Source organism: Streptococcus porci DSM 23759 (assembly GCF_000423765.1).
GTDB classification, from domain to species: Bacteria; Bacillota; Bacilli; order Lactobacillales; family Streptococcaceae; genus Streptococcus; species Streptococcus porci.
Genome location: NZ_KE384089.1, coordinates 11,729 through 31,091 on the forward strand (window position 1 = coordinate 11,729; position 19,363 = coordinate 31,091).

General features: G+C 38.8%; 21 protein-coding genes and 1 pseudogene. 19 read left to right on the top strand and 3 right to left on the bottom strand.

Going from position 1 to position 19,363, the window contains the following annotated elements; genetic code table 11:
• The 8 genes from G576_RS13800 to spxR form a co-directional block, all read left to right on the top strand.
• A partial coding sequence (locus tag G576_RS13800) for an LPXTG cell wall anchor domain-containing protein (RefSeq protein ID WP_156875138.1) occupies nucleotides 1–474 on the top strand: 474 nt, incomplete at its 5' end.
• Nucleotides 475–694: 220 nt separating this feature from the next.
• Nucleotides 695–1,270, top strand: coding sequence for a hypothetical protein (locus tag G576_RS0109685; RefSeq protein ID WP_027974424.1), 576 nt, complete (start codon nucleotides 695–697; stop codon nucleotides 1,268–1,270).
• A 2-nt stretch (nucleotides 1,271–1,272) separates the two neighbouring features.
• On the top strand, nucleotides 1,273–2,301 hold the full coding sequence (galE, locus tag G576_RS0109690; protein ID WP_027974425.1) for a UDP-glucose 4-epimerase GalE: 1,029 nt from the start codon (nucleotides 1,273–1,275) through the stop codon (nucleotides 2,299–2,301).
• Between the two features lie 1,356 nt (nucleotides 2,302–3,657).
• A complete protein-coding gene (locus G576_RS13960) occupies nucleotides 3,658–3,858 on the top strand; it encodes an IS3 family transposase (protein ID WP_425423384.1) in 201 nt (66 codons plus the stop codon).
• A gap of 67 nt (nucleotides 3,859–3,925) precedes the next feature.
• The gene (gene malQ, locus G576_RS0109705; protein ID WP_027974426.1) at nucleotides 3,926–5,437 is read left to right on the top strand and encodes a 4-alpha-glucanotransferase; all 1,512 of its coding nucleotides are present in this window, start codon (nucleotides 3,926–3,928) and stop codon (nucleotides 5,435–5,437) included.
• 53 nt (nucleotides 5,438–5,490) lie between these two features.
• Nucleotides 5,491–7,749 (top strand): glycogen/starch/alpha-glucan family phosphorylase, encoded by a 2,259-nt coding sequence (gene glgP / locus G576_RS0109710; RefSeq protein ID WP_027974427.1) that lies wholly within the window; start codon nucleotides 5,491–5,493, stop codon nucleotides 7,747–7,749.
• A 112-nt stretch (nucleotides 7,750–7,861) separates the two neighbouring features.
• Entirely contained in the window at nucleotides 7,862–8,431 is a 570-nt protein-coding gene (locus tag G576_RS12725) for a GNAT family N-acetyltransferase (protein WP_051178116.1), read from the top strand.
• Between the two features lie 28 nt (nucleotides 8,432–8,459).
• Complete coding sequence (gene spxR, locus G576_RS0109720) at nucleotides 8,460–9,743, top strand: CBS-HotDog domain-containing transcription factor SpxR (protein WP_027974428.1); 1,284 nt, start codon at nucleotides 8,460–8,462, stop codon at nucleotides 9,741–9,743.
• A 128-nt stretch (nucleotides 9,744–9,871) separates the two neighbouring features.
• Here spxR and G576_RS0109725 read toward each other — a convergent pair whose 3' ends face one another.
• Nucleotides 9,872–10,411 (bottom strand): hypothetical protein, encoded by a 540-nt coding sequence (locus G576_RS0109725; RefSeq protein ID WP_027974429.1) that lies wholly within the window; start codon nucleotides 10,409–10,411, stop codon nucleotides 9,872–9,874.
• A 55-nt stretch (nucleotides 10,412–10,466) separates the two neighbouring features.
• Here G576_RS0109725 and G576_RS0109730 point away from each other — a divergent pair, with 55 nt between their 5' ends.
• Entirely contained in the window at nucleotides 10,467–10,655 is a 189-nt protein-coding gene (locus tag G576_RS0109730; protein ID WP_027974430.1) for a hypothetical protein, read from the top strand.
• A gap of 57 nt (nucleotides 10,656–10,712) precedes the next feature.
• Here G576_RS0109730 and G576_RS13410 read toward each other — a convergent pair.
• Nucleotides 10,713–11,290, bottom strand: a pseudogene (locus tag G576_RS13410) (transposase family protein).
• A 117-nt stretch (nucleotides 11,291–11,407) separates the two neighbouring features.
• On the opposite strand from G576_RS13410, the gene G576_RS0109735 reads away from it, so the two are divergent.
• The 9 genes from G576_RS0109735 to G576_RS0109775 all read left to right on the top strand — a co-directional run bounded on the left by G576_RS0109735 (nucleotide 11,408) and on the right by G576_RS0109775 (nucleotide 18,609).
• Nucleotides 11,408–12,268, top strand: coding sequence for a methionyl aminopeptidase (locus G576_RS0109735; protein ID WP_027974431.1), 861 nt, complete (start codon nucleotides 11,408–11,410; stop codon nucleotides 12,266–12,268).
• Between the two features lie 45 nt (nucleotides 12,269–12,313).
• Nucleotides 12,314–13,222 (top strand): YihY/virulence factor BrkB family protein, encoded by a 909-nt coding sequence (locus G576_RS0109740; protein WP_027974432.1) that lies wholly within the window; start codon nucleotides 12,314–12,316, stop codon nucleotides 13,220–13,222.
• A gap of 103 nt (nucleotides 13,223–13,325) precedes the next feature.
• On the top strand, nucleotides 13,326–13,985 hold the full coding sequence (locus G576_RS0109745; RefSeq protein WP_027974433.1) for a CBS and ACT domain-containing protein: 660 nt from the start codon (nucleotides 13,326–13,328) through the stop codon (nucleotides 13,983–13,985).
• An 83-nt stretch (nucleotides 13,986–14,068) separates the two neighbouring features.
• Nucleotides 14,069–14,713, top strand: a complete 645-nt coding sequence (gene tmk / locus G576_RS0109750) for a dTMP kinase (protein WP_027974434.1) — start codon at nucleotides 14,069–14,071, stop codon at nucleotides 14,711–14,713.
• The gene (locus G576_RS0109755; RefSeq protein WP_027974435.1) at nucleotides 14,710–15,573 is read left to right on the top strand and encodes a DNA polymerase III subunit delta'; all 864 of its coding nucleotides are present in this window, start codon (nucleotides 14,710–14,712) and stop codon (nucleotides 15,571–15,573) included. The genes tmk and G576_RS0109755 overlap by 4 nt, the downstream gene beginning before the upstream one ends.
• Before the next feature lie 15 nt (nucleotides 15,574–15,588).
• Nucleotides 15,589–15,918, top strand: a complete 330-nt coding sequence (gene yabA / locus G576_RS0109760) for a DNA replication initiation control protein YabA (RefSeq protein ID WP_027974436.1) — start codon at nucleotides 15,589–15,591, stop codon at nucleotides 15,916–15,918.
• An 8-nt stretch (nucleotides 15,919–15,926) separates the two neighbouring features.
• A complete protein-coding gene (gene rsmI / locus G576_RS0109765) occupies nucleotides 15,927–16,793 on the top strand; it encodes a 16S rRNA (cytidine(1402)-2'-O)-methyltransferase (RefSeq protein ID WP_027974437.1) in 867 nt (288 codons plus the stop codon).
• An 11-nt stretch (nucleotides 16,794–16,804) separates the two neighbouring features.
• Complete coding sequence (pepT, locus tag G576_RS0109770; protein ID WP_027974438.1) at nucleotides 16,805–18,031, top strand: peptidase T; 1,227 nt, start codon at nucleotides 16,805–16,807, stop codon at nucleotides 18,029–18,031.
• An 86-nt stretch (nucleotides 18,032–18,117) separates the two neighbouring features.
• Nucleotides 18,118–18,609, top strand: coding sequence for an EbsA family protein (locus tag G576_RS0109775; protein WP_027974439.1), 492 nt, complete (start codon nucleotides 18,118–18,120; stop codon nucleotides 18,607–18,609).
• On the opposite strand, the gene G576_RS0109780 is transcribed toward G576_RS0109775, so the two are convergent.
• Nucleotides 18,596–18,793, bottom strand: a complete 198-nt coding sequence (locus tag G576_RS0109780) for a ferredoxin (RefSeq protein ID WP_027974440.1) — start codon at nucleotides 18,791–18,793, stop codon at nucleotides 18,596–18,598. The genes G576_RS0109775 and G576_RS0109780 overlap by 14 nt on opposite strands.
• Nucleotides 18,794–18,838: 45 nt before the next feature.
• Here G576_RS0109780 and G576_RS0109785 point away from each other — a divergent pair, with 45 nt between their 5' ends.
• Nucleotides 18,839–19,354 (top strand): SAG1386/EF1546 family surface-associated protein, encoded by a 516-nt coding sequence (locus tag G576_RS0109785; protein ID WP_027974441.1) that lies wholly within the window; start codon nucleotides 18,839–18,841, stop codon nucleotides 19,352–19,354.
• Nucleotides 19,355–19,363 lie beyond the last annotated feature (9 nt).

A 19,363-nucleotide genomic window follows, 5' to 3' on the forward strand; every position in this document is an offset into this window, starting at 1 on the left:
GATCCGACAGATCCGACCGATCCAACGGAACCAACGGAACCAACGGAACCAACTGATCCGACAGATCCAACGGAACCAACAGATCCGACAGATCCAACTGATCCGACTGAACCTACTGATCCGACAGATCCGACAGATCCAACGGAACCAACGGATCCAACAGAACCAACGGATCCGACCGATCCAACAGATCCGACAGAACCAACGGACCCGACCGATCCGACCGATCCAACAGAACCAACGGACCCAACGGATCCGACCGATCCAACTGATCCGAACCCAGGCACCTCAGTTGAGCAGACCCTACCAACTCCACCGACTGGTACAATCACTGTTACACCAAAAGCAGGCACTGCACAGTTGCCAAATACTGGTGAAGCCAGCACTAGTCCTTTATATGGAGTACTTTCTCTCGCTACAGGTCTAGCAGGACTCTTTGGTTTGGTGAAGAAGAAAAAAGAAGAAGACCAGTAGTACATAATGACTAGTCTTCTACGGGCTTGTTAGCATGCCTGACCCTCGAGATTTCATATCTTGAGGGTCTTTGTTAAATTTGGCTCTTTGTCAACTGTAGTGGTTAAAAATATAGGAAAGAAACCTTGATTTAATCGGTTTTCTTTTGTTTTTGGTCAATTTTTGGTCAACCTTTCACTTAAAAAATTATGCTGCTAATAATTCACGGATATTTTATCCAATGCCTTTACTAGAGTTTATCTCTCTCATTGGTAAAGATGATAATATCATAACCATCAGTACATTTGAAAAAAATTCAAATGCTGTATTTAATATAAACTACCAAGAATATTTGAAAAATCCAGTAAAATATGTAATGAGAGATATTTTAGGATATTCACTCAAAAATAGCAAATTACTACTGGATGACGTAGAGATTGTCCCTGATACTGTTGCATTAGAAAAATTTCTTGAAAGTTTTAGAGACCATAAAGAGGAGTTCATCAAGGAAGGAATTTCTAAAATTTGGCAACTTAGGATGCATAAAAATATTTCTAACAAGTTGCTTCCTGTTTTGATTGCTTGGGAAAGGATAATGTTAGACGATAACGCTAATGACTATCACCAAATGAAAATTACTATTGATAAATTGAGACAAAGTATTGATAACCTATATAAATGGTTTTCAATTTGCTATTCGAAAACAAATTTAAAATTTTTAAATTGCTATGAGGAAGATTTACAAGAGTTAATTGCAAATTTTAAAAAATTTCAAATTCAAGCTCATTCGGTAGTAATTACAAATATGGAGAAATAAAGATGAAAAAAATTTTAGTTACTGGAGGATTAGGATACATTGGTTCTCATACAGCTGTAAACTTGGTAGAGAAAGGGTATGAAGTTATTATTTTAGATAATTATAGTAATTCAGATCCTCAGGTATTACAGAAACTTAGAAAAATTTTAGGAGATAAAGAAAATAGAATTAGTTTTTATAATTTGGACGTCTGCGATAAAGATAAATTACAACAAATATTTGAGGAAAACGATATATATGGTGTAATTCACTTTGCAGGATATAAAGCTGTTGCAGAGTCAGTAGCTAAGCCTTTGAAATACTATCATAATAATTTATTTTCCACAATAATATTACTTGAATTAATGGAAAAATATAAAGTATACAACTTTGTGTTTAGTTCTTCAGCTACTGTATATGGAGTTCCGAAAAAAATGCCATTAGATGAGAAAATGTCGACTGGTGCAACTAACCCATATGGTAGAACAAAACTTTGGAGTGAGTCTATTTTTAATGATTTATGTACTACTAATTCGAACTGGAAAATTATTTCACTTAGATACTTTAATCCGATCGGAGCTCACAAAAGTGGAGAAATCGGAGAAAATCCACAAGGAATCCCAAATAACCTAGTACCATTTTTAACACAAGTTGCTGTTGGAGAAAGACCAAAACTATATATCTATGGTAGGGATTACAACACGCCTGATGGAACATGTATTAGAGATTATATACATATTTTAGATTTAGCTCAAGGTCATGTTGATGCTCTAGAATATTTAGGAAGCAAAGATTCTGGCCACTCAATTATTAATTTGGGGAGTGGTAAGGGATATAGTGTGTTGGAGATTATTAAATCTTTTGAAAATATTCTTGGTTCAGAGTTACCTAAAGAAAATGCAGATAGAAGGAAAGGAGATATTCCAATATCATATGCTGACATCACCAAGGCAAAGGAAATTTTAAATTGGGAACCAAAATATTCATTGGAAGAAATGTGTAGAGATAGTTGGAATTGGCAACAGAAATATCCTAAAGGATACAATAAATAACTGGAAAAGGAATGTGAATAATGAATGAGAAAATTTATCAAATTTTTAAAGGGATAATCGATAATGATCTTCTTGAAGATATAAAAACTAATCCTGAGCTATACCTAGATAAAAATTGTAGGGTTAGGTGTAGATAGTTTATGGTGTGATGGCTAGAAATTATCTATTTCCATTTATCCTGTGAGAATGCGTTTGTTTCCATTGACAAGGAATTTATATGAATAGAAACGTAACCACTTAAAAAATATGTTAGTGATTGTTCAAATTTTATATTATCGCTTGCTAAAACGAATTATAATCACTTTAAGAAAGAAAATCGAGGAGTTCCAAATTGTCCACCCCAACAAGAACAAACTATCATGAAGACTTTTACTAGTTTTGGGATGATATAAAGAAATAGCAGCAGTTTATCACACTGCTGCATTCTTTATTTTCTGTTTATTTATTTTTATCTCTTACTGGTGACTTCTTCTAAGTCAATCTTATTTTTGAATTTTTAAAGCATTTCTAGGAAATGAGCCAAGCTACTCATGCTATGAAGAACAAAGGCTATTTATGAGATTATCTCATTGTTTATTTGTATAGTGCAATTATTGAACCTATTTCTGTTAGTGAAAGTTGATTAATAAAGAACGATTGCTTCGCTTGCATTATGATTCTGAACTAAAAATAATTGACAGGCTGCAAATTTTGAATGATTTGTTTTGAGATTATTGCATGTAGAATGTAACAGATACCAGTGACTTGAAATGTCTTTTATAGGCTATTTCGTACATTGAAAAGACTTATCCAATTTTGACAAGAATAAATGTATTCAGTTTTTTGAATTTTTGGGCTGATCTAGCTAATTTTTCTTGCAGTACATATAATAATGTAATCTGGAAAGAATATATTATGAGACAATTTTATACTAAAGTGACATTTTAATTGAAAAGCTATGGGTTATTTTTCAGATCAATCCCGTCTTATAGAGGCTTTTCATGATATAATTTTATAGAAAATATTGACGCTATTACCAAGCGCGTGATTTATTTATAACTTTATAGGGGAGTTAGTTGAACAAGTTTGAATTGATATAACTTGCTAAGAATGATGTTTTTCATCGTTTTCTGAAAGTATTTTCATAGTACATAATAAAGACTCATAAGATTTTTTAGTAATTATAAGTTTGAGAGGGTATCGTACGAAATGAAATCCAATTAGCGACCATTATTATATTGTATCAAATTGAGTGAATCAGCACCCCAAAAGTTAGATACAAAATCTAACTTTTGGGGTGCTGTTCATATTAAGGCACTTTTCCAAACGAGAAAGTATAATACGAGAAAAACAGGTATACTATTCTTGAAAATAGAGATGTTTTATGGATTTGAGGAAGATTTCAAATCACTGGATTGCTTGGTTCAACCTATTGTTGAACATATTTGGTACTACAATAACAAACGCATTAATCATAATAAAAAGGACATAGTCCTGTTCTATACAGAACTAAATCCTTCCAATAATATTATTTGTCTAACTTTTTGGAATGTAGTTCATAACTCAGATTTTTTTTAAAATACACTTGACTTACGCAAACGCTTGCGTTATGATAGATATAGATAAATCACAGAAGGAGTTTCTTATGAAAAAAAGATTAAGTGGCATTTTGATGTCAATAACCTCACTCCCAGGACAACAAGGGATTGGCACTTTTGGTCAAGCTGCCTATGATTTTGTAGATTTCCTAAAAGAAACAAAACAAACTTACTGGCAAATCCTGCCTCTGACAACAACAAGTTATGGTGATTCGCCTTATCAGTCTTTTTCTGCTATTGCAGGAAATACACACTTGATTGACCTAGATTTATTGGCTGAGGCTGGCTATTTGGATCGAATAGCATATGCTAATGTTAATTTTGGGGACAATCCTGAAGAAGTGGACTATGCTCGAATATATGAGGCGCGACGTCCAATTTTAGAGCAAGCGGTTTCTGGTTTTTTGGCTAGTCATGATGGTCAGACTCGCTTGGCGGCTTTTGAAGAAGCGGAGCAGTCATGGTTGCAAGATTTTGCAGATTTCATGGCTATCAAAGAATCCTTTGGAAATCGTGCTTTGCAAGAATGGGATGATTTAGCTATTGTTGCACGTCAACCGGAGGCGTTAGAAGCTTATCGCCAGAAATTGGCAGATAAAATCACTTACTTTAAAGTGACCCAATATTTCTTCTTCCAACAATGGCATGCTTTGAAGACCTACGCAAATGAACAAGGTGTTCAAATCATTGGAGACATGCCTATCTACATCTCAGCAGATAGCGTGGAAGTATGGACAATGCCAGAACTTTTCAAGTTGGATAGTCAGCGTAAGCCACTCTTTGTGGCAGGTGTCCCAGCTGATAACTTCTCAGCAGATGGTCAACTTTGGGGAAATCCTATATACGACTGGGAACAGCATGAGAAAACAGGCTACAACTGGTGGATTTACCGGATTCGTGAAAGTTTTAAACTTTATGACCTCCTTCGCATTGACCACTTCAAAGGTTTTTCAGATTATTGGCAAGTAGATGGCAAGGCTGAAGTTGCAAGGGTTGGTACTTGGGAACCAGGACCTGGATATGCCCTTTTCAAGGCAGTAAAGGAAACACTTGGTGATCTTCCGATTATTGCTGAGGATCTTGGGAATATTGATGAGAAAGCTCGCAAGCTTTTGGCAGATTGTGGTTACCCGGGTATGAAAATTTTAGAATTCGGTTTTTACGATGTGACTGGTCAGAGTATCGATGCACCACACAGCTGTATTCCAAATTCAATTGCTTATACTGGTACCCATGATAACGAGGTAATCAATGGCTGGTATGATAATTTAACAGCGGAGCAACAAAACTATGTGAACAACTATACTCACCGCTCAGCTGATGAAACTATCACGCAGGCGATGCTGCGCACGCTTTTTGCAACAGTAAGTAATGTTGCTATTGCTTGTATGCAAGATATTCTGGATAAAGGTGCGGAATCTCGTATCAATACGCCAAATACAGTTGGAGGCAACTGGCAATGGCGTATGTTGCCAGAGGATTTGACTCCTGAACGTAAGGATTTCTTACGTGACCTCACTGAGCTTTATGCTCGTACTCCAAATAAAACTAAACATTAGGAAAGGATTGAGAGTGATTGCACTCAAACACTCTTAAAATGGAAGTAAAAACAATGACATTTACAAATTATTTAGAGACTAAAGGACAAGTTTTGGCTCAAATGAGCAATGAGGATATCTACGTAGCGCTTTTAAACTTTGTCAAAGAAGCGGCAGCAACTAAGACTAAAAACACTGCTAAACGTAAAGTTTACTATATCTCAGCTGAATTTTTGATTGGTAAACTTTTGTCAAATAACTTGATCAACCTTGGTATTTACAAAGATATCAAAGAAGAATTGGCTGCTGCTGGTAAATCAATTGCAGAAGTTGAAGATGTTGAACCAGAACCATCTCTTGGTAACGGTGGACTTGGACGTTTGGCATCATGTTTCATTGATTCTATCTCTAGCCTTGGAATCAACGGTGAAGGTGTTGGTCTTAACTACCACTGCGGACTTTTCAAACAAGTTTTCAAAAACAACCAACAAGAAGCAGAAGCTAACTACTGGATTGAAAATGATTCTTGGTTGGTTCCAACAGCCATTTCATACGATGTGCCATTTAAAGATTTTACCTTGAAATCTCGTTTGGATCGTATTGATGTTCTTGGATACAAAAAAGACACTAAAAATTACTTGAATCTTTTCGATATTGATGGTCTTGATTACGGCTTGATTAAAGACGGAATTTCATTTGATAAGACTGAAATCAAAAAGAACTTGACACTCTTCCTTTACCCAGATGATTCTGATAAAAACGGTGAATTGCTTCGTATTTACCAACAATATTTCATGGTGTCAAATGCTGCTCAACTTTTGATTGACGAAGCTATCGAACGTGGTTCAGACTTGCACGACTTGGCTGACTATGCTTATGTTCAAATCAACGATACTCACCCATCAATGGTTATTCCTGAACTTATCCGTCTTTTGACAGAAAAACATGGTATTGACTTTGATGAAGCTGTTTCAATCGTTAGCAAGATGGTTGGTTACACAAACCACACAATCTTGGCAGAAGCACTTGAAAAATGGCCTCTTGACTACCTCAATGAAGTAGTACCTCATTTGGTAACAATCATTGAAAAATTAGATGAACTTGTTCGTGCGAAATATGCTGACTCAGCTGTTCAAATCATTGATGAATCAGGTCGTGTTCATATGGCACATATGGATATTCATTTCTCAACTTCAGTTAATGGGGTTGCTGCACTTCACACAGAAATCCTTAAAAACAGTGAATTGAAAGCATTCTACGACCTTTATCCTGAAAAATTCAATAACAAGACAAACGGTATTACTTTCCGTCGTTGGCTTGAGTTTGCTAACCAAGATTTGGCTGACTACATCAAGGAATTGATTGGTGATGAGTATCTGACTGACGCAACTAAGCTTGAAAAACTACTTGCTTTCGCTGATGACAAAGACGTTCATGCTAAGTTGGCTGAGATCAAATACAATAATAAATTATCTCTTAAACGTTACCTCAAAGATAACAAAGGTATTGAGCTTGATGAAAACTCAATCATTGACACCCAAATCAAACGTTTCCACGAGTACAAGCGCCAACAAATGAATGCACTTTATGTGATTCACAAATATTTGGAAATCAAACGTGGAAACTTGCCAAAACGTAAAGTAACTGTTATCTTCGGTGGTAAAGCAGCTCCAGCCTATACCATTGCGCAAGATATTATTCACCTTATCCTCAGCTTGTCTGAACTTATCAACAACGATCCAGAAGTATCACCATACCTTAATGTTCACCTTGTTGAAAACTACAACGTAACTGTTGCTGAACACCTTATTCCTGCGACAGATATCTCTGAACAAATCTCTCTTGCTTCAAAAGAAGCTTCAGGTACTGGTAACATGAAATTCATGCTTAATGGTGCTCTGACACTTGGTACAATGGACGGTGCCAATGTTGAAATTGCAGAACTTGCTGGTATGGAAAATATCTACACATTTGGTAAAGATTCAGATACAATTATTGATCTTTATGACAAGGCAGGCTATGTTTCAGCTGATTACTATAACGGTGACGAAGTTATCAAAGAAGCTGTTGACTTTATCGTTAGTGATGAGTTGGTAGCGCTTGGTAAAGCAGAACGCTTAGAACGTCTTTACAACGAGTTGATCAACAAAGACTGGTTCATGACCCTCATTGATTTGAAAGAATATATTGCAGTCAAAGAACAAATGCTTTCAGATTATGAAGATCGTGATGCTTGGATGACTAAGGTTGTTAAGAACATTGCCAAAGCAGGATTCTTCTCATCTGACCGTACGATTGAACAGTACAACGATGATATCTGGCATTCAAACTAATCTCTCAAGAAACGCCTGCGGGCGTTTTTTGTGTCTCTTTTTCATCTGTTATATAAAAGAATAGGATTTTTGTGGTATAATGTGGGTAATAAATCCTCAGAAAGGCTTGACTGTGGACATTTTTACTACTTTAGCGATTTATTCTGTTATAGAGACAGAGCGTCTGTACCTGCGACCCTTCACTTTTGCAGATGCTGATAGCTTTTACGAGTTGGCTAGCAATCCTGATAATCTAGACTTTATCTTTCCTATGCAGGCCAGTCGAGGCGAGAGTGATTATCTTTTCGTTCACGCTTTTTTGAAGAACCCTTTAGGCGTCTGGGCGCTGGAAGACAAAAGGTCAGGACAGATGATTGGGGCTATCAAGTTTGACAAGCTTGATTTTTCTAAAAAATGGGCGGAGCTGGGCTATTTTGTGAAAAAAGAGTTTCAGGGAAGAGGTTTTGCCACGGAAGCTCTGAAGATTATTGCTTTTCTGTGCTTTCAGGAATTTGGACTTAAAAAGCTCTGCCTTGTTACCCATGAAGAAAATAAAGCTAGTCAAAAAGTGGCAGAAAAAGCTGGTTTCAAGCTTAAGCGCCGTTACAAAGGGAGTGATCGTTACACTCACAAGGTTCGTAGTTATTTGGAGTTTGAGATGACAAAATCTAGCTCAAACAGCAGCAAGAGAGGAAAGGAATAGGTTCGTAAGATCGAACTTTGGATCTGATATGAGCAAACATCAAGAAATTTTAGATTACCTAGAGAATCTTGCGGTTGGTAAGCGTGTCAGCGTACGCTCGATTTCTAATCATCTCAAGGTCAGCGACGGTACTGCTTATCGGGCTATCAAAGAAGCAGAAAATCGTGGGATTGTAGAAACTCGCCCTCGTTCTGGAACTGTCCGTGTCGAGAAAAAAATGCGGGTTCGGTTAGATAAGTTGACCTATGCTGAAATTGCTAGAATTTCCGATTCGGACGTGGTAGCGGGAGCCAGCGGTTTAGGTCACGAATTTAGCAAGTTTTCTATCGGGGCTATGACTCGGGAAAATATCTTGCGCTATTTGGTTAATTCAGGACTTCTCATCGTCGGAGACCGTGAAGACATTCAACTTTTGGCGTTGGAACACCATAATGCTGTCTTAGTTACTGGTGGTTTTCCTGTCTCTGATAAAGTTAAGGTAATGGCGGAGCAGACAGGTATTCCAGTTATGGTGACCAGCTATGACACCTTTAGTGTGGCAACCATGATTAATCAGGCTCTTTCTAACGCCCGTATCAAAACGGATGTCAAAACAGTTGATGAAATCTATCAGTTTAAATCAGACTATGGCTATCTTTTTCAAACAGATACCATCAAGGAGTTTCATAATTTAACCAAGAAGACAAACCACGTTCGCTTTCCTGTTGTTGATGATCATGAGAGGGTTGTGGGCGTTGTCAGTATGCGTGACATTGCACAAATAGAAGTGGACGAGAAGATTGCTACCGTAATGACTAGCATTCCTTTTACGACAAAACCTAGTGTGAGTCTGGCGAACATTAGTCAGAAGATGATTTTTGAAGACTATAATATGGTGCCTGTTGTGGCAGACGATGTGACACTCTTAGGCGTCATCACACGCCGTCAGATTTTGGAGGGGATACAAAATCTCCGTCATCCCAATCTCCACACCTATAGTGAACAAATGCTGGCGCATCTCCATCATGAGAAAGACGACTTTTCATTTGTTGTGGAACCAGTTATGCTTGATCACATGGGGCAGCTAGCGCAAGGCGTTCTAGCAGAGTATTTTAAAGAGGTGGCGCACCGCCTTCTAACCAAAAAAAGCAAAAAAAATGTCATAATTGACCAAATGATGATATACTTTTTAGAGGCTGTTCAAATTGACGACCGTCTAACCATCGTCCCTAAAGTGGTTATGGAAAGCCGTCGAAGTAGCATTTTAGATATTAACATTTACTTAGATAATCAAGTGGTTGCTAAAGCTGTAGTAACGACTAAGACGACTTAGCCTAATTGAGGAAATGCTACATCAGGAGTTGGTTTAAAATTTTATCGTATGATATTCCAAAAGACGATGATATAAAAACCGTCTAGATAATCTAGACGGTAAGCGCCACACCTAAAATTTAAAAGTTTTTAAGAAACAGTCTCCTCACCACAAATAATTAAATATCCTACCAATAAAGCTATTGATATTTTTGGAAATTTACTAATCAAACCTGCCACTTTTAAAGCTGTTGTCAATGCACCAACTGCTGCCAGATAGTTACCTTTCCTAGTGTGATTTAAAATCTCTTTTGCAACGGTTCTTGATATTCCAAGAGTCTTACTGATACACCCATCGACATCATACAAAGGGCGTATCTGCTCTGAATACCAATTCTCTGGTTTTGAGTTTGCAGTATTTTGAAGGTAGCTAACGAATGTAATTATATTTTGTTGTTCTTGATAAGTATAACCACTTGTAGCCATTTTATGAGAATTTAAAATGTACCCTGATGAAGTTTTTGTGTATAGTTCCGTGAAGATATATTCAAATTCGTCTGCCCAAGTGTTTAAAATGATTTCTTCAGAAGGAACGGATCTTTCATTTGCGTGAACTATGGCAAATATAGGACTACATAATGTGTTGAAGACTAAAAGACCAAGCAATAGTTTTGAAAATTTCTTAATCATGATATAATACCTCATAACCATAAAATATAAAGGTTTAATTTAAAAGGGAGATAAAATGAAGAAAATATTATCATTTTTAAATGCAGTTTTTGACTGTTATTCTAAAATTCTAGGCTTTGTGGCAAATATTATAATAATATTTTGGGGAAGAGAATTTATTTTAGATATGCAACGTTGGTCAATAATTATGATTGTATCAATATGTTTTGTCTTTATAAATAAATGGCGAGATAGAAAAAAATAACTTTACATATATTATTATATATACTTTTTGTGAAAAATCAAGTAATTACCCTTGGTGCTAGTTAAACGCAAAATATCTTAGATTATAAGTCAACGGGATTTGCTCAACCCTAACCTGTAGTCCCGGGAGTCCTCTGGCAAAGGTTTGTTCCGTATGATATAGAGTGCCTCATTCCGAAATACGCGTTTCAATAGTCTGCCTCATGGCTAACTCCCTCCCTCCATATTCTGATGCAGAGGTGTCCATAAGTGTTTAACACATTGTAACCAATGTCTGCTAGACCTTCAAAAATCCTTGCTCTATAGTTGAGAGCAGGATGACACTATCTACGATGACAATCGCATAGGGGAGGAGGATTTGGTCATTCATAGCTTGTCGAATGCGTTGTAGTGACCAATTAATTGTCTTGACTGACGTTTAAAACGACTTCTGTCAAGGAGCCGACCTTATGGGAATAGTTGGTAGATTCTTTAAAACTGTCGTTGTGATTTAATCCCTAGTTCAGTTTACAATAGCAGTAAGACTAATAGAGATTCGTCTGAAACTTTAGCTAGCATAACATTATGAGGAGGTTTCAGTGAATTAGGATTGCACTCACGATAAAGTTGATAACAAGTTTGTGATAATTGTCTTATTCAGGTCACCTCCTGTCTGTTTCGTCACTTACAGTATAGTCTATTTGGGCTTTTTAGTGTATATTGATGTTTACTAGCACCATGGGTAAGTAATTATACAAAAACAAAGGAGAAAACATGATTACATTAAAATCGCAACGTGAAATTGAAGCTATGGATAAGGCTGGAGACTTTCTTGCCTCTATCCACATTGGACTTCGTGATATTTTGAAACCTGGTGTTGACATGTGGGAGGTTGAAGAATATGTCCGCCGTCGCTGTAAAGAAGAAAATGTTCTTCCTTTACAAATCGGTGTGGATGGGCACATCATGGACTACCCTTATGCCACTTGCTGTGGGCTTAATGATGAAGTCGCGCATGCTTTCCCTCGTCACTATATTCTCAAAGATGGCGACCTGCTCAAGGTAGATATGGTTTTATCTGAGCCTTTGGATAAAGCTGTTCTGGATGTCTCAAAACTCAATTTTGACAACGTGGCTGAGATGAAAAAGCACACGGAAGGTTACAAGGGTGGTTTGGCCGATTCCTGCTGGGCATACGCTATTGGTAATGTCTCTGAAGAGGTGAAAAACCTCATGGATGTGACCAAGAAAGCCATGTACTTGGGAATTGAAAAAGCAGTTATTGGAAACCGCATCGGTGATATTGGCGCAGCTATTCAAGAATATGCTGAAAGTCGTGGCTACGGTGTCGTACGTGATCTAGTTGGACATGGAGTTGGACCTACCATGCACGAAGAACCAATGGTACCAAATTATGGCGTAGCTGGTCGTGGTCTTCGTCTTAAAGAAGGGATGGTTTTAACTATCGAGCCTATGATTAACACGGGGACTTGGGAGATTGATACCGATGTTAAGACTGGCTGGGCGCATAAAACACTTGATGGAGGCCTTTCTTGTCAGTATGAACATCAATTTGTCATCACCAAAGATGGTCCCGTTATTTTAACCAGTCAAGGTGAAGAAGGTAGCTACTAGATTAATCAAGAAGTAGAAAATTACCAAAACGAAAGGAAAGTCAGGATGAAAAAACTATTGAAGCGTGTTCAAAATAGTCAATTCTTGGCTTTTTTTGTGGAACACTACAAAGCATCAGATATGGATTTGTCCAGTATAGCAGTTGCATACTACCTCATTTTGACCATGTTTCCTTTTCTGATTTTGCTGGCAAATATTTTTCCTTATCTCCACATTGATACCAGTCAGCTCCTGAGTTTTCTAAGTGACACCTTGCCTCGTCAGCTTTATTTGAGTACCACAGGTATTGTGCGAAGCATTTTTGACACCCCATCGAGTGGTCTCCTTTGGGTCTCTGTGGTGACGGGTTTGTGGACCACATCTAGGAGCATGACTTTCCTGCAGAAGGCCATCAATAAGGCTTATGACGTACAGGAACACCGTGATTTTGTGCTGGCGCATGCTATTGGTGTGTTGGCTGGTGTTATTTTAGTTATTTTTCTGATTTTGGCAATTTTTATTTCGACTTTTGGCAAAGCGGTGCTCAATATCATTTATCAGCACTGGCACATGGAACGTAGCCTTTACGATGCCCTGTCTAACTTAACTCAACCCATCACCTTTCTAGTCTTTCTGGTGGCGGTTGGTTTACTTTATTTTATCTTGCCAAATGTTAAAATTAGACGCTTTCGGAATGTTTTGCCAGGAACCCTCTTCACTAGTATCGTCCTTATCTTGGCAACGAGTCTCTCCGGTGCTTATTTTAATTTGGCTATTGCCAGATTAGAAGATTTACGCTTCTTTGGTTCTGTGGCGATTCTAGTGATTATGTTCTGGTTTATTTTTTTGGCGAAGATTTTGATTATAGGAGCCCTGCTCAATTCCTCTTTCCAACGTAAGCGAGAAGGAACTATTGAAACTAGACGGGGTGATGTCTTGCAAATCATTCATGATCGTCGAGAAAAACGAGAATAGTCCTAAAAAAGTAAGCAACTTTTTCAATATAATTTCATACTTTTATGTAAACCTTTCCAAAAAATGGTATAATAAGGATAAGAAAATAGTCGGAGGATTTCCTATGGCAGTAAAAGATTTTATGACTCGAAAAGTGGTCTATGTCTCTCCAGATACAACGGTCGCACATGCGGCTGATTTGATGAGAGAGCAAGGCTTGCGCAGACTTCCTGTTATTGAAAATGATCGCTTGGTTGGCTTAGTCACAGAAGGGACCATGGCAGAAGCACAGCCGTCTAAGGCGACTAGCTTATCCATTTATGAGATGAACTATCTGCTTAATAAGACAAAAATCCGTGATGTCATGATTAAAAATGTGGTGACGGTTCATCCATATGCTAGTCTTGAAGATGCCATTTACCTGATGATGACCCACAATGTTGGTGTCCTTCCAGTAGCCGAAGATGGTTACGTTTCTGGTATCATTACGGATAAGGATATTTTCCGAACGTTCTTGAAAGTGTCAGGCTATGGTGAGGAAGGACTTCGTTTGCGTGTCTTGACTGAAAATAGTGTTGGTGTTCTTGAAAAAATCACCAAAACCATTTCAGATGAAAATCTTAACATCAGACGGACGGTGATTGCGGACGAGCGCCATGGTAAGGTAATCATCGAAGTCCAAATTGACGGAAACTTTGACCTAGAATTACTGAGAGCGAAACTAGAAAATCAAGGCATTACGATTGACAGTCTAGTGAAAACACACGCCAAAGCTGGCATATAAGATGAGGCACTGGCCATTTTAGCTAGTGCTTTTCACATGATTTTTTGGTAGAATATAAGAAATTGAAAACAGAAAGAAATCACATGAAAACAGGTCTTTTTATATCCTTTGAAGGTCCAGATGGAGCTGGTAAAACGAGTGTTTTAGAGGCTTTGGTGCCACTTTTGCAAGAAAAAATTGGTGAGACTATTATCACTACCCGAGAACCTGGTGGCATTGCCATTTCAGAAAAAATTCGAGAAGTCATCCTTGATGTAGCCCACACCAATATGGATGATAAAACGGAGCTTTTGCTTTATATTGCCGCTCGTCGCCAGCACTTGGTTGAGAAGGTTTTGCCAGCATTAGCAGCAGGTCACTTGGTTTTGGTGGATCGTTTTATCGACAGTTCAGTTGCCTATCAAGGCTACGGACGTGGGCTGGATATCCCAGCCATCAATTGGCTCAATGATTACGCAACAGATGGTCACAAACCAGATTTGACCCTATATTTTGATGTGCCATCAGACATTGGCTTAGAGCGTATTTCGCAAAATGCTAATCGGGAAGTCAACCGCCTTGATTTGGAAGCGTTGAGTATGCACCAAAAAGTTCGTTCGGGTTATCTGAGAATTGCTGAGCAGGAAAGTAATCGTGTGGTGACCATTGACGCTAGCCAACCGCTTGAAGCCGTTATTTCTGATGCTTATCAGGTCATCTTAGCAGCTCTAGAAAAGGCAAACAAATGAATCTAGCTCAACTCCAGCCAAAACTTTATGAGACTTTTACTCAGATTCTAAAAGCTGACAGAATGAGCCATGCCTACCTTTTTTCTGGAGATTTTGGCTCCTTTGACCTGGCTCTTTGGCTTGCTAAAAGTCGTTTTTGTGAGCAACTTTCAGATGGCTTACCTTGTCAGAATTGTCGTGCTTGTCGCCTGATTGAGAATCAGGAATTTTCAGACGTGAAAGTCATTGAACCTCAGGGACAACTTATCAAAACTGACACGATTCGAGAACTGACTCGTGATTTTTCACGATCAGGTTTTGAGGGAGAAGCACAGGTCTTCATCATCAAAGATGCTGAAAAAATGCACAGCAATGCAGCTAATAGCCTTTTGAAATTTATCGAAGAGCCCCAAAGTCAGTCTTATATGATTTTGCTGACGGACGATGAAGGTAAGGTTTTACCGACTATTAAAAGCCGTTGCCAGCTCTTTCATTTCCCCAAAAATCAAGGGTATCTAGAAAATCTGCTACTGCAAGAAAGTCTTTTAAAAAATCAAGCTACCCTCTTGTCGCAAGTGGCTAGAAATGAAGCAGAAGCACTCGCTTTTTCTCAAAATAACAAAATTTTAGACCTTGAACAGACTCTAGAAAAATTTGTCAACTATTTAGAAAAAGATAAAAATAGAGCCTATCTTGAAGTCGCTAGGCTGGCTGTTTTAGCCTCAGACAAAGATTTGCAGGAGGTGTCTTTTAGGCTTCTAACAGTTATCTTGTCTCAAAGGCAAAATCCTGACTTGCTCAACCGTTGCTACCAAGCCAGACGCATGTGGCAGGCTAATGTTAGCTTTCAAAATGTTCTGGAATATTTTGTGATTGCTTAGAATTAAGGAGAAACAATGAACAAAAAAGAATTACTAGATCAAATGGAAACCTTCTCCCAACAATTCATGGTGACTCTAGCTGAATTTGATGCCATGAAAAAGAAAGTGCAGGAAGTCTTTGAAGAAAATGCCCGCTTGCGCATGGAAAATACAGTCTTACGTGAGCATCTCAGCCAGCTTGTTGTTGAAGAACGACAACCTTTGAAAAATTCAACAAGAGGCAAGGAATATGTGGAGTCAATCTATGAAGAAGGTTTCCATGTCTGCAATGATTTTTACGGACAGCACCGCGAGAATAAGGAAGATTGTGCTTTTTGCATGGAACTTCTCTACAGCCGAAAGTAGGAGGAGTTATGCAAGTACAAAAATCCTTTAAGGGACAAAGTCAGTACGGCATCCTTTATCTGGTACCTACTCCCATAGGAAATCTTCAGGATATGACTTTCCGCGCAGTAGACACTTTGAAAAACGTGGATATCATCTGTGCGGAGGACACTAGAAATACAGGGCTTTTGCTCAAGCATTTCGAGATTGCAACCAAGCAGGTTTCTTTTCATGAGCACAATGCCTTTGAGAAACTTCCTGATTTGATTGAGCTTTTGAAGACTGGGAAATCGCTAGCGCAGGTTTCTGATGCGGGGATGCCCTCTATTTCCGATCCTGGTCATGATTTGGTAAAGGCAGCTATCTCAGAGGGAATTTCTGTGGTTGCATTGCCAGGAGCCTCGGCTGGGATTACGGCCTTAATCGCCTCAGGACTTGCCCCCCAGCCTCATGTTTTTTATGGTTTTTTACCGAGAAAAGCAGGGCAGCAAAAGTCTTTTTTCCAAGAAAAGATGGCTTATCCAGAGACTCAGATTTTTTACGAAAGTCCTTATCGAGTAGCTGATACGCTAGAAAATATGTTGTCTGTTTACGGAGACCGTGAAGTGGTTGTGGTCAGAGAGCTGACCAAACTCTATGAAGAATACCAGCGAGGAAGGATTTCAGAAGTCTTAGCTTACCTTTCTGAAAATCCTCTCAAGGGAGAATGTCTGATTTTGGTGGCAGGAGCTTCTGGAACGATAACCTCAACGCAGGAAGTGGAAGTTATAGATTCCGCTGATTTAGTTGCTCAGCTGATTGCCCAAGGAAAGAAACCAAATCAGGCTATTAAAGAAGTTGCAAAAACTTATAACCTCAATCGCCAAGAGGTTTATAACGCTTATCACAAGATTTAGAAAGGACTAACATGACATACGAAAATCTCTTAAATCGTTTTTTGACTTATGTGAAGATTAATACGCGCTCAGATGCTATGAGCACGACAACGCCCTCAACGCCTAGTCAGACTGATTTTGCTCTCAATGTTTTAAAACCAGAGATGGAGCGAATTGGTCTAGTTGATGTGCATTACTTGGAGCACAATGGCTATATCGTGGGAACATTGCCTGCCAATGGCAAAGGATTTAAGCATACGATTGGCTACATTTCCCACATTGATACGGCAGATTTTAACGCCGAAAATGTGACTCCACAGATTATTGATAACTACGATGGTAGCGATATTACTCTTGGCACATCAGGCTATAGCCTGAGCCCCCAAGATTTTCCAAGCCTTAACAAATATATCGGCCAAACCCTGATCACAACTGATGGAACAACGCTTCTCGGTGCAGATGACAAGTCTGGTATCGCTGAAATTATGACAGCGGTGGAATACCTTGCCAGTCACCCAGAAATCGAACATGGGGAGATACGCGTTGGTTTTGGCCCAGATGAGGAAATTGGTGTTGGTGCAGATAAGTTTGACGTCGCAGACTTTGATGTTGATTTTGCCTACACCATTGACGGTGGACCATTAGGGGAGCTTCAGTACGAAACTTTCAGCGCAGCAGCAGCGGAACTCCGCTTTATTGGTCGCAATGTCCACCCAGGAACAGCTAAAGGTAGTATGATTAACGCCCTGCAGTTGGCTACAGATTTCCACAATCAACTCCCAGCCACAGACCGTCCAGAGCATACAGAGGGTTACGAGGGTTTCTATCACCTCCATGGACTAGGCGGAACGGTCGATGAGGCAACCAGCTCTTATATTATTCGTGATTTTGAGGACGAGGCTTTTGAAAATCGCAAAGCTGAGATGGAGCGTATCGCGGCTAAGATGAATGCCGAGTTGGGAGAGGAGCGTGTCATTCTAAGTCTTCACGATCAATATTACAACATGAAAAAGGTCATTGAAAAAGACATGACACCAATTAACATAGCAAAATCTGTCATGGAAAATCTAGACATTTCCCCAATCATCGAGCCAATTCGCGGCGGTACGGACGGGTCGAAAATCTCCTTTATGGGTATCCCAACACCAAATATCTTTGCAGGTGGTGAAAACATGCATGGTCGTTTTGAATACGTCAGCCTGCAAACCATGGAAAAAGCCGTAGATGTGATTATTGGAATCTCTACTTATAGGGATTAAAGATAGAAAGAAATAACAATTTGTGATACAATGAAGCTAGCAAAAAGGCAGATTTTGCAACGCAACGTTAAGAAAGGGGAAGTGACATGATTAAGCTTTTTGGTAAAATCAGATATCACTGGCAGCCAGAATTATCTTGGTCCCTGATTTACTGGTCTTTGACCTTTATGCCTATATTTATCGGCTTATCCCTGCTTTATGAAAAGACGGATGTACCTTTGGCCTTTTTCATCATGATAGCTGTCTTTGGAACACTTTTTGGACTAGGTCTGCACCGCTATTTTATCATCGGAGAAGATGGTCGGCTGGAGATTGTGGATAGTCAGTTCTGGAAGAAAACCTTTGTGCCTATTGCAGACATTAGTAAGATTGAAGTAACCAAAACGACCTTGAGTTTGGTCTTGAAAAATGGTCAAACCAAGCGTTACTCCATGAGAAAATGGCCAAAAAAATATTTTTTGGACGCTTTAGTCATTAACCCAGATTTTGTGGGAGAAGTGGAGTTGTTAGATAACTTTATCAAACTGGATTATTTTGAGCATTATCAGGGAGATAAAAAAGCTCCTACTCGCTTGTAAGAGCTTTTGTTGGGCAAGATTTGACAGCAAGAAGAGTAGCTGCATCTGACTTGTCAAAGATTTGGTAAAGACTGTCGCTATCAGTGAATTTGACAATACCATCATCGTGGTAATCAAAGGCAGATGAGTAAGTCTGACATAGGCCGCAAGCAATACATTTTTCTGGAATAATCGATACTTTCATGGTATTATTGTAATAAAATTTTTAAGATTCAACAAGGGAGAAATCATGAGTAAAGAGCCGTGGGAAGAACAAGTATTTCCTGAAGATGAACAAGGAACTTCACGACAAAATCGTAAGAAAGTTGGGGTAAGGACACCTATCCTAACGATTTTGCTCAGCGTCTTTTTTGTAATATTTGTTGGTGTTTTACTGTTTTTCTTCTACACCTCAAATGGAAACACTAATCGTGAGGAAGCCACTACTGGTTTTTATGGAGCTTCTACTAGTCAAGCGGATGCTGAATCCAGCAAGTCAAAATCAGAAGCTGAAACAACAGCGGCTGAAACTTCCAAAGAGACTGAGTCGAGCACGGAAACCACAAGTGCAAGTAGTACCAGCGAGACAGAGGCCGTTGTTCGAAATGGGGGCACAACAGTAGTTGAAGCAGGTGAAGGAGCAGGGAACATCGCAGCACGCGCTGGTATTTCTTTGGAAAAACTCTATGCCCTAAACCCAGAAAAAATGACAGGCCCAGGAGGAACTTGGTGGGCAAATCCAGGCGATGTTGTTTATATTGATTAGAAAGTTCTT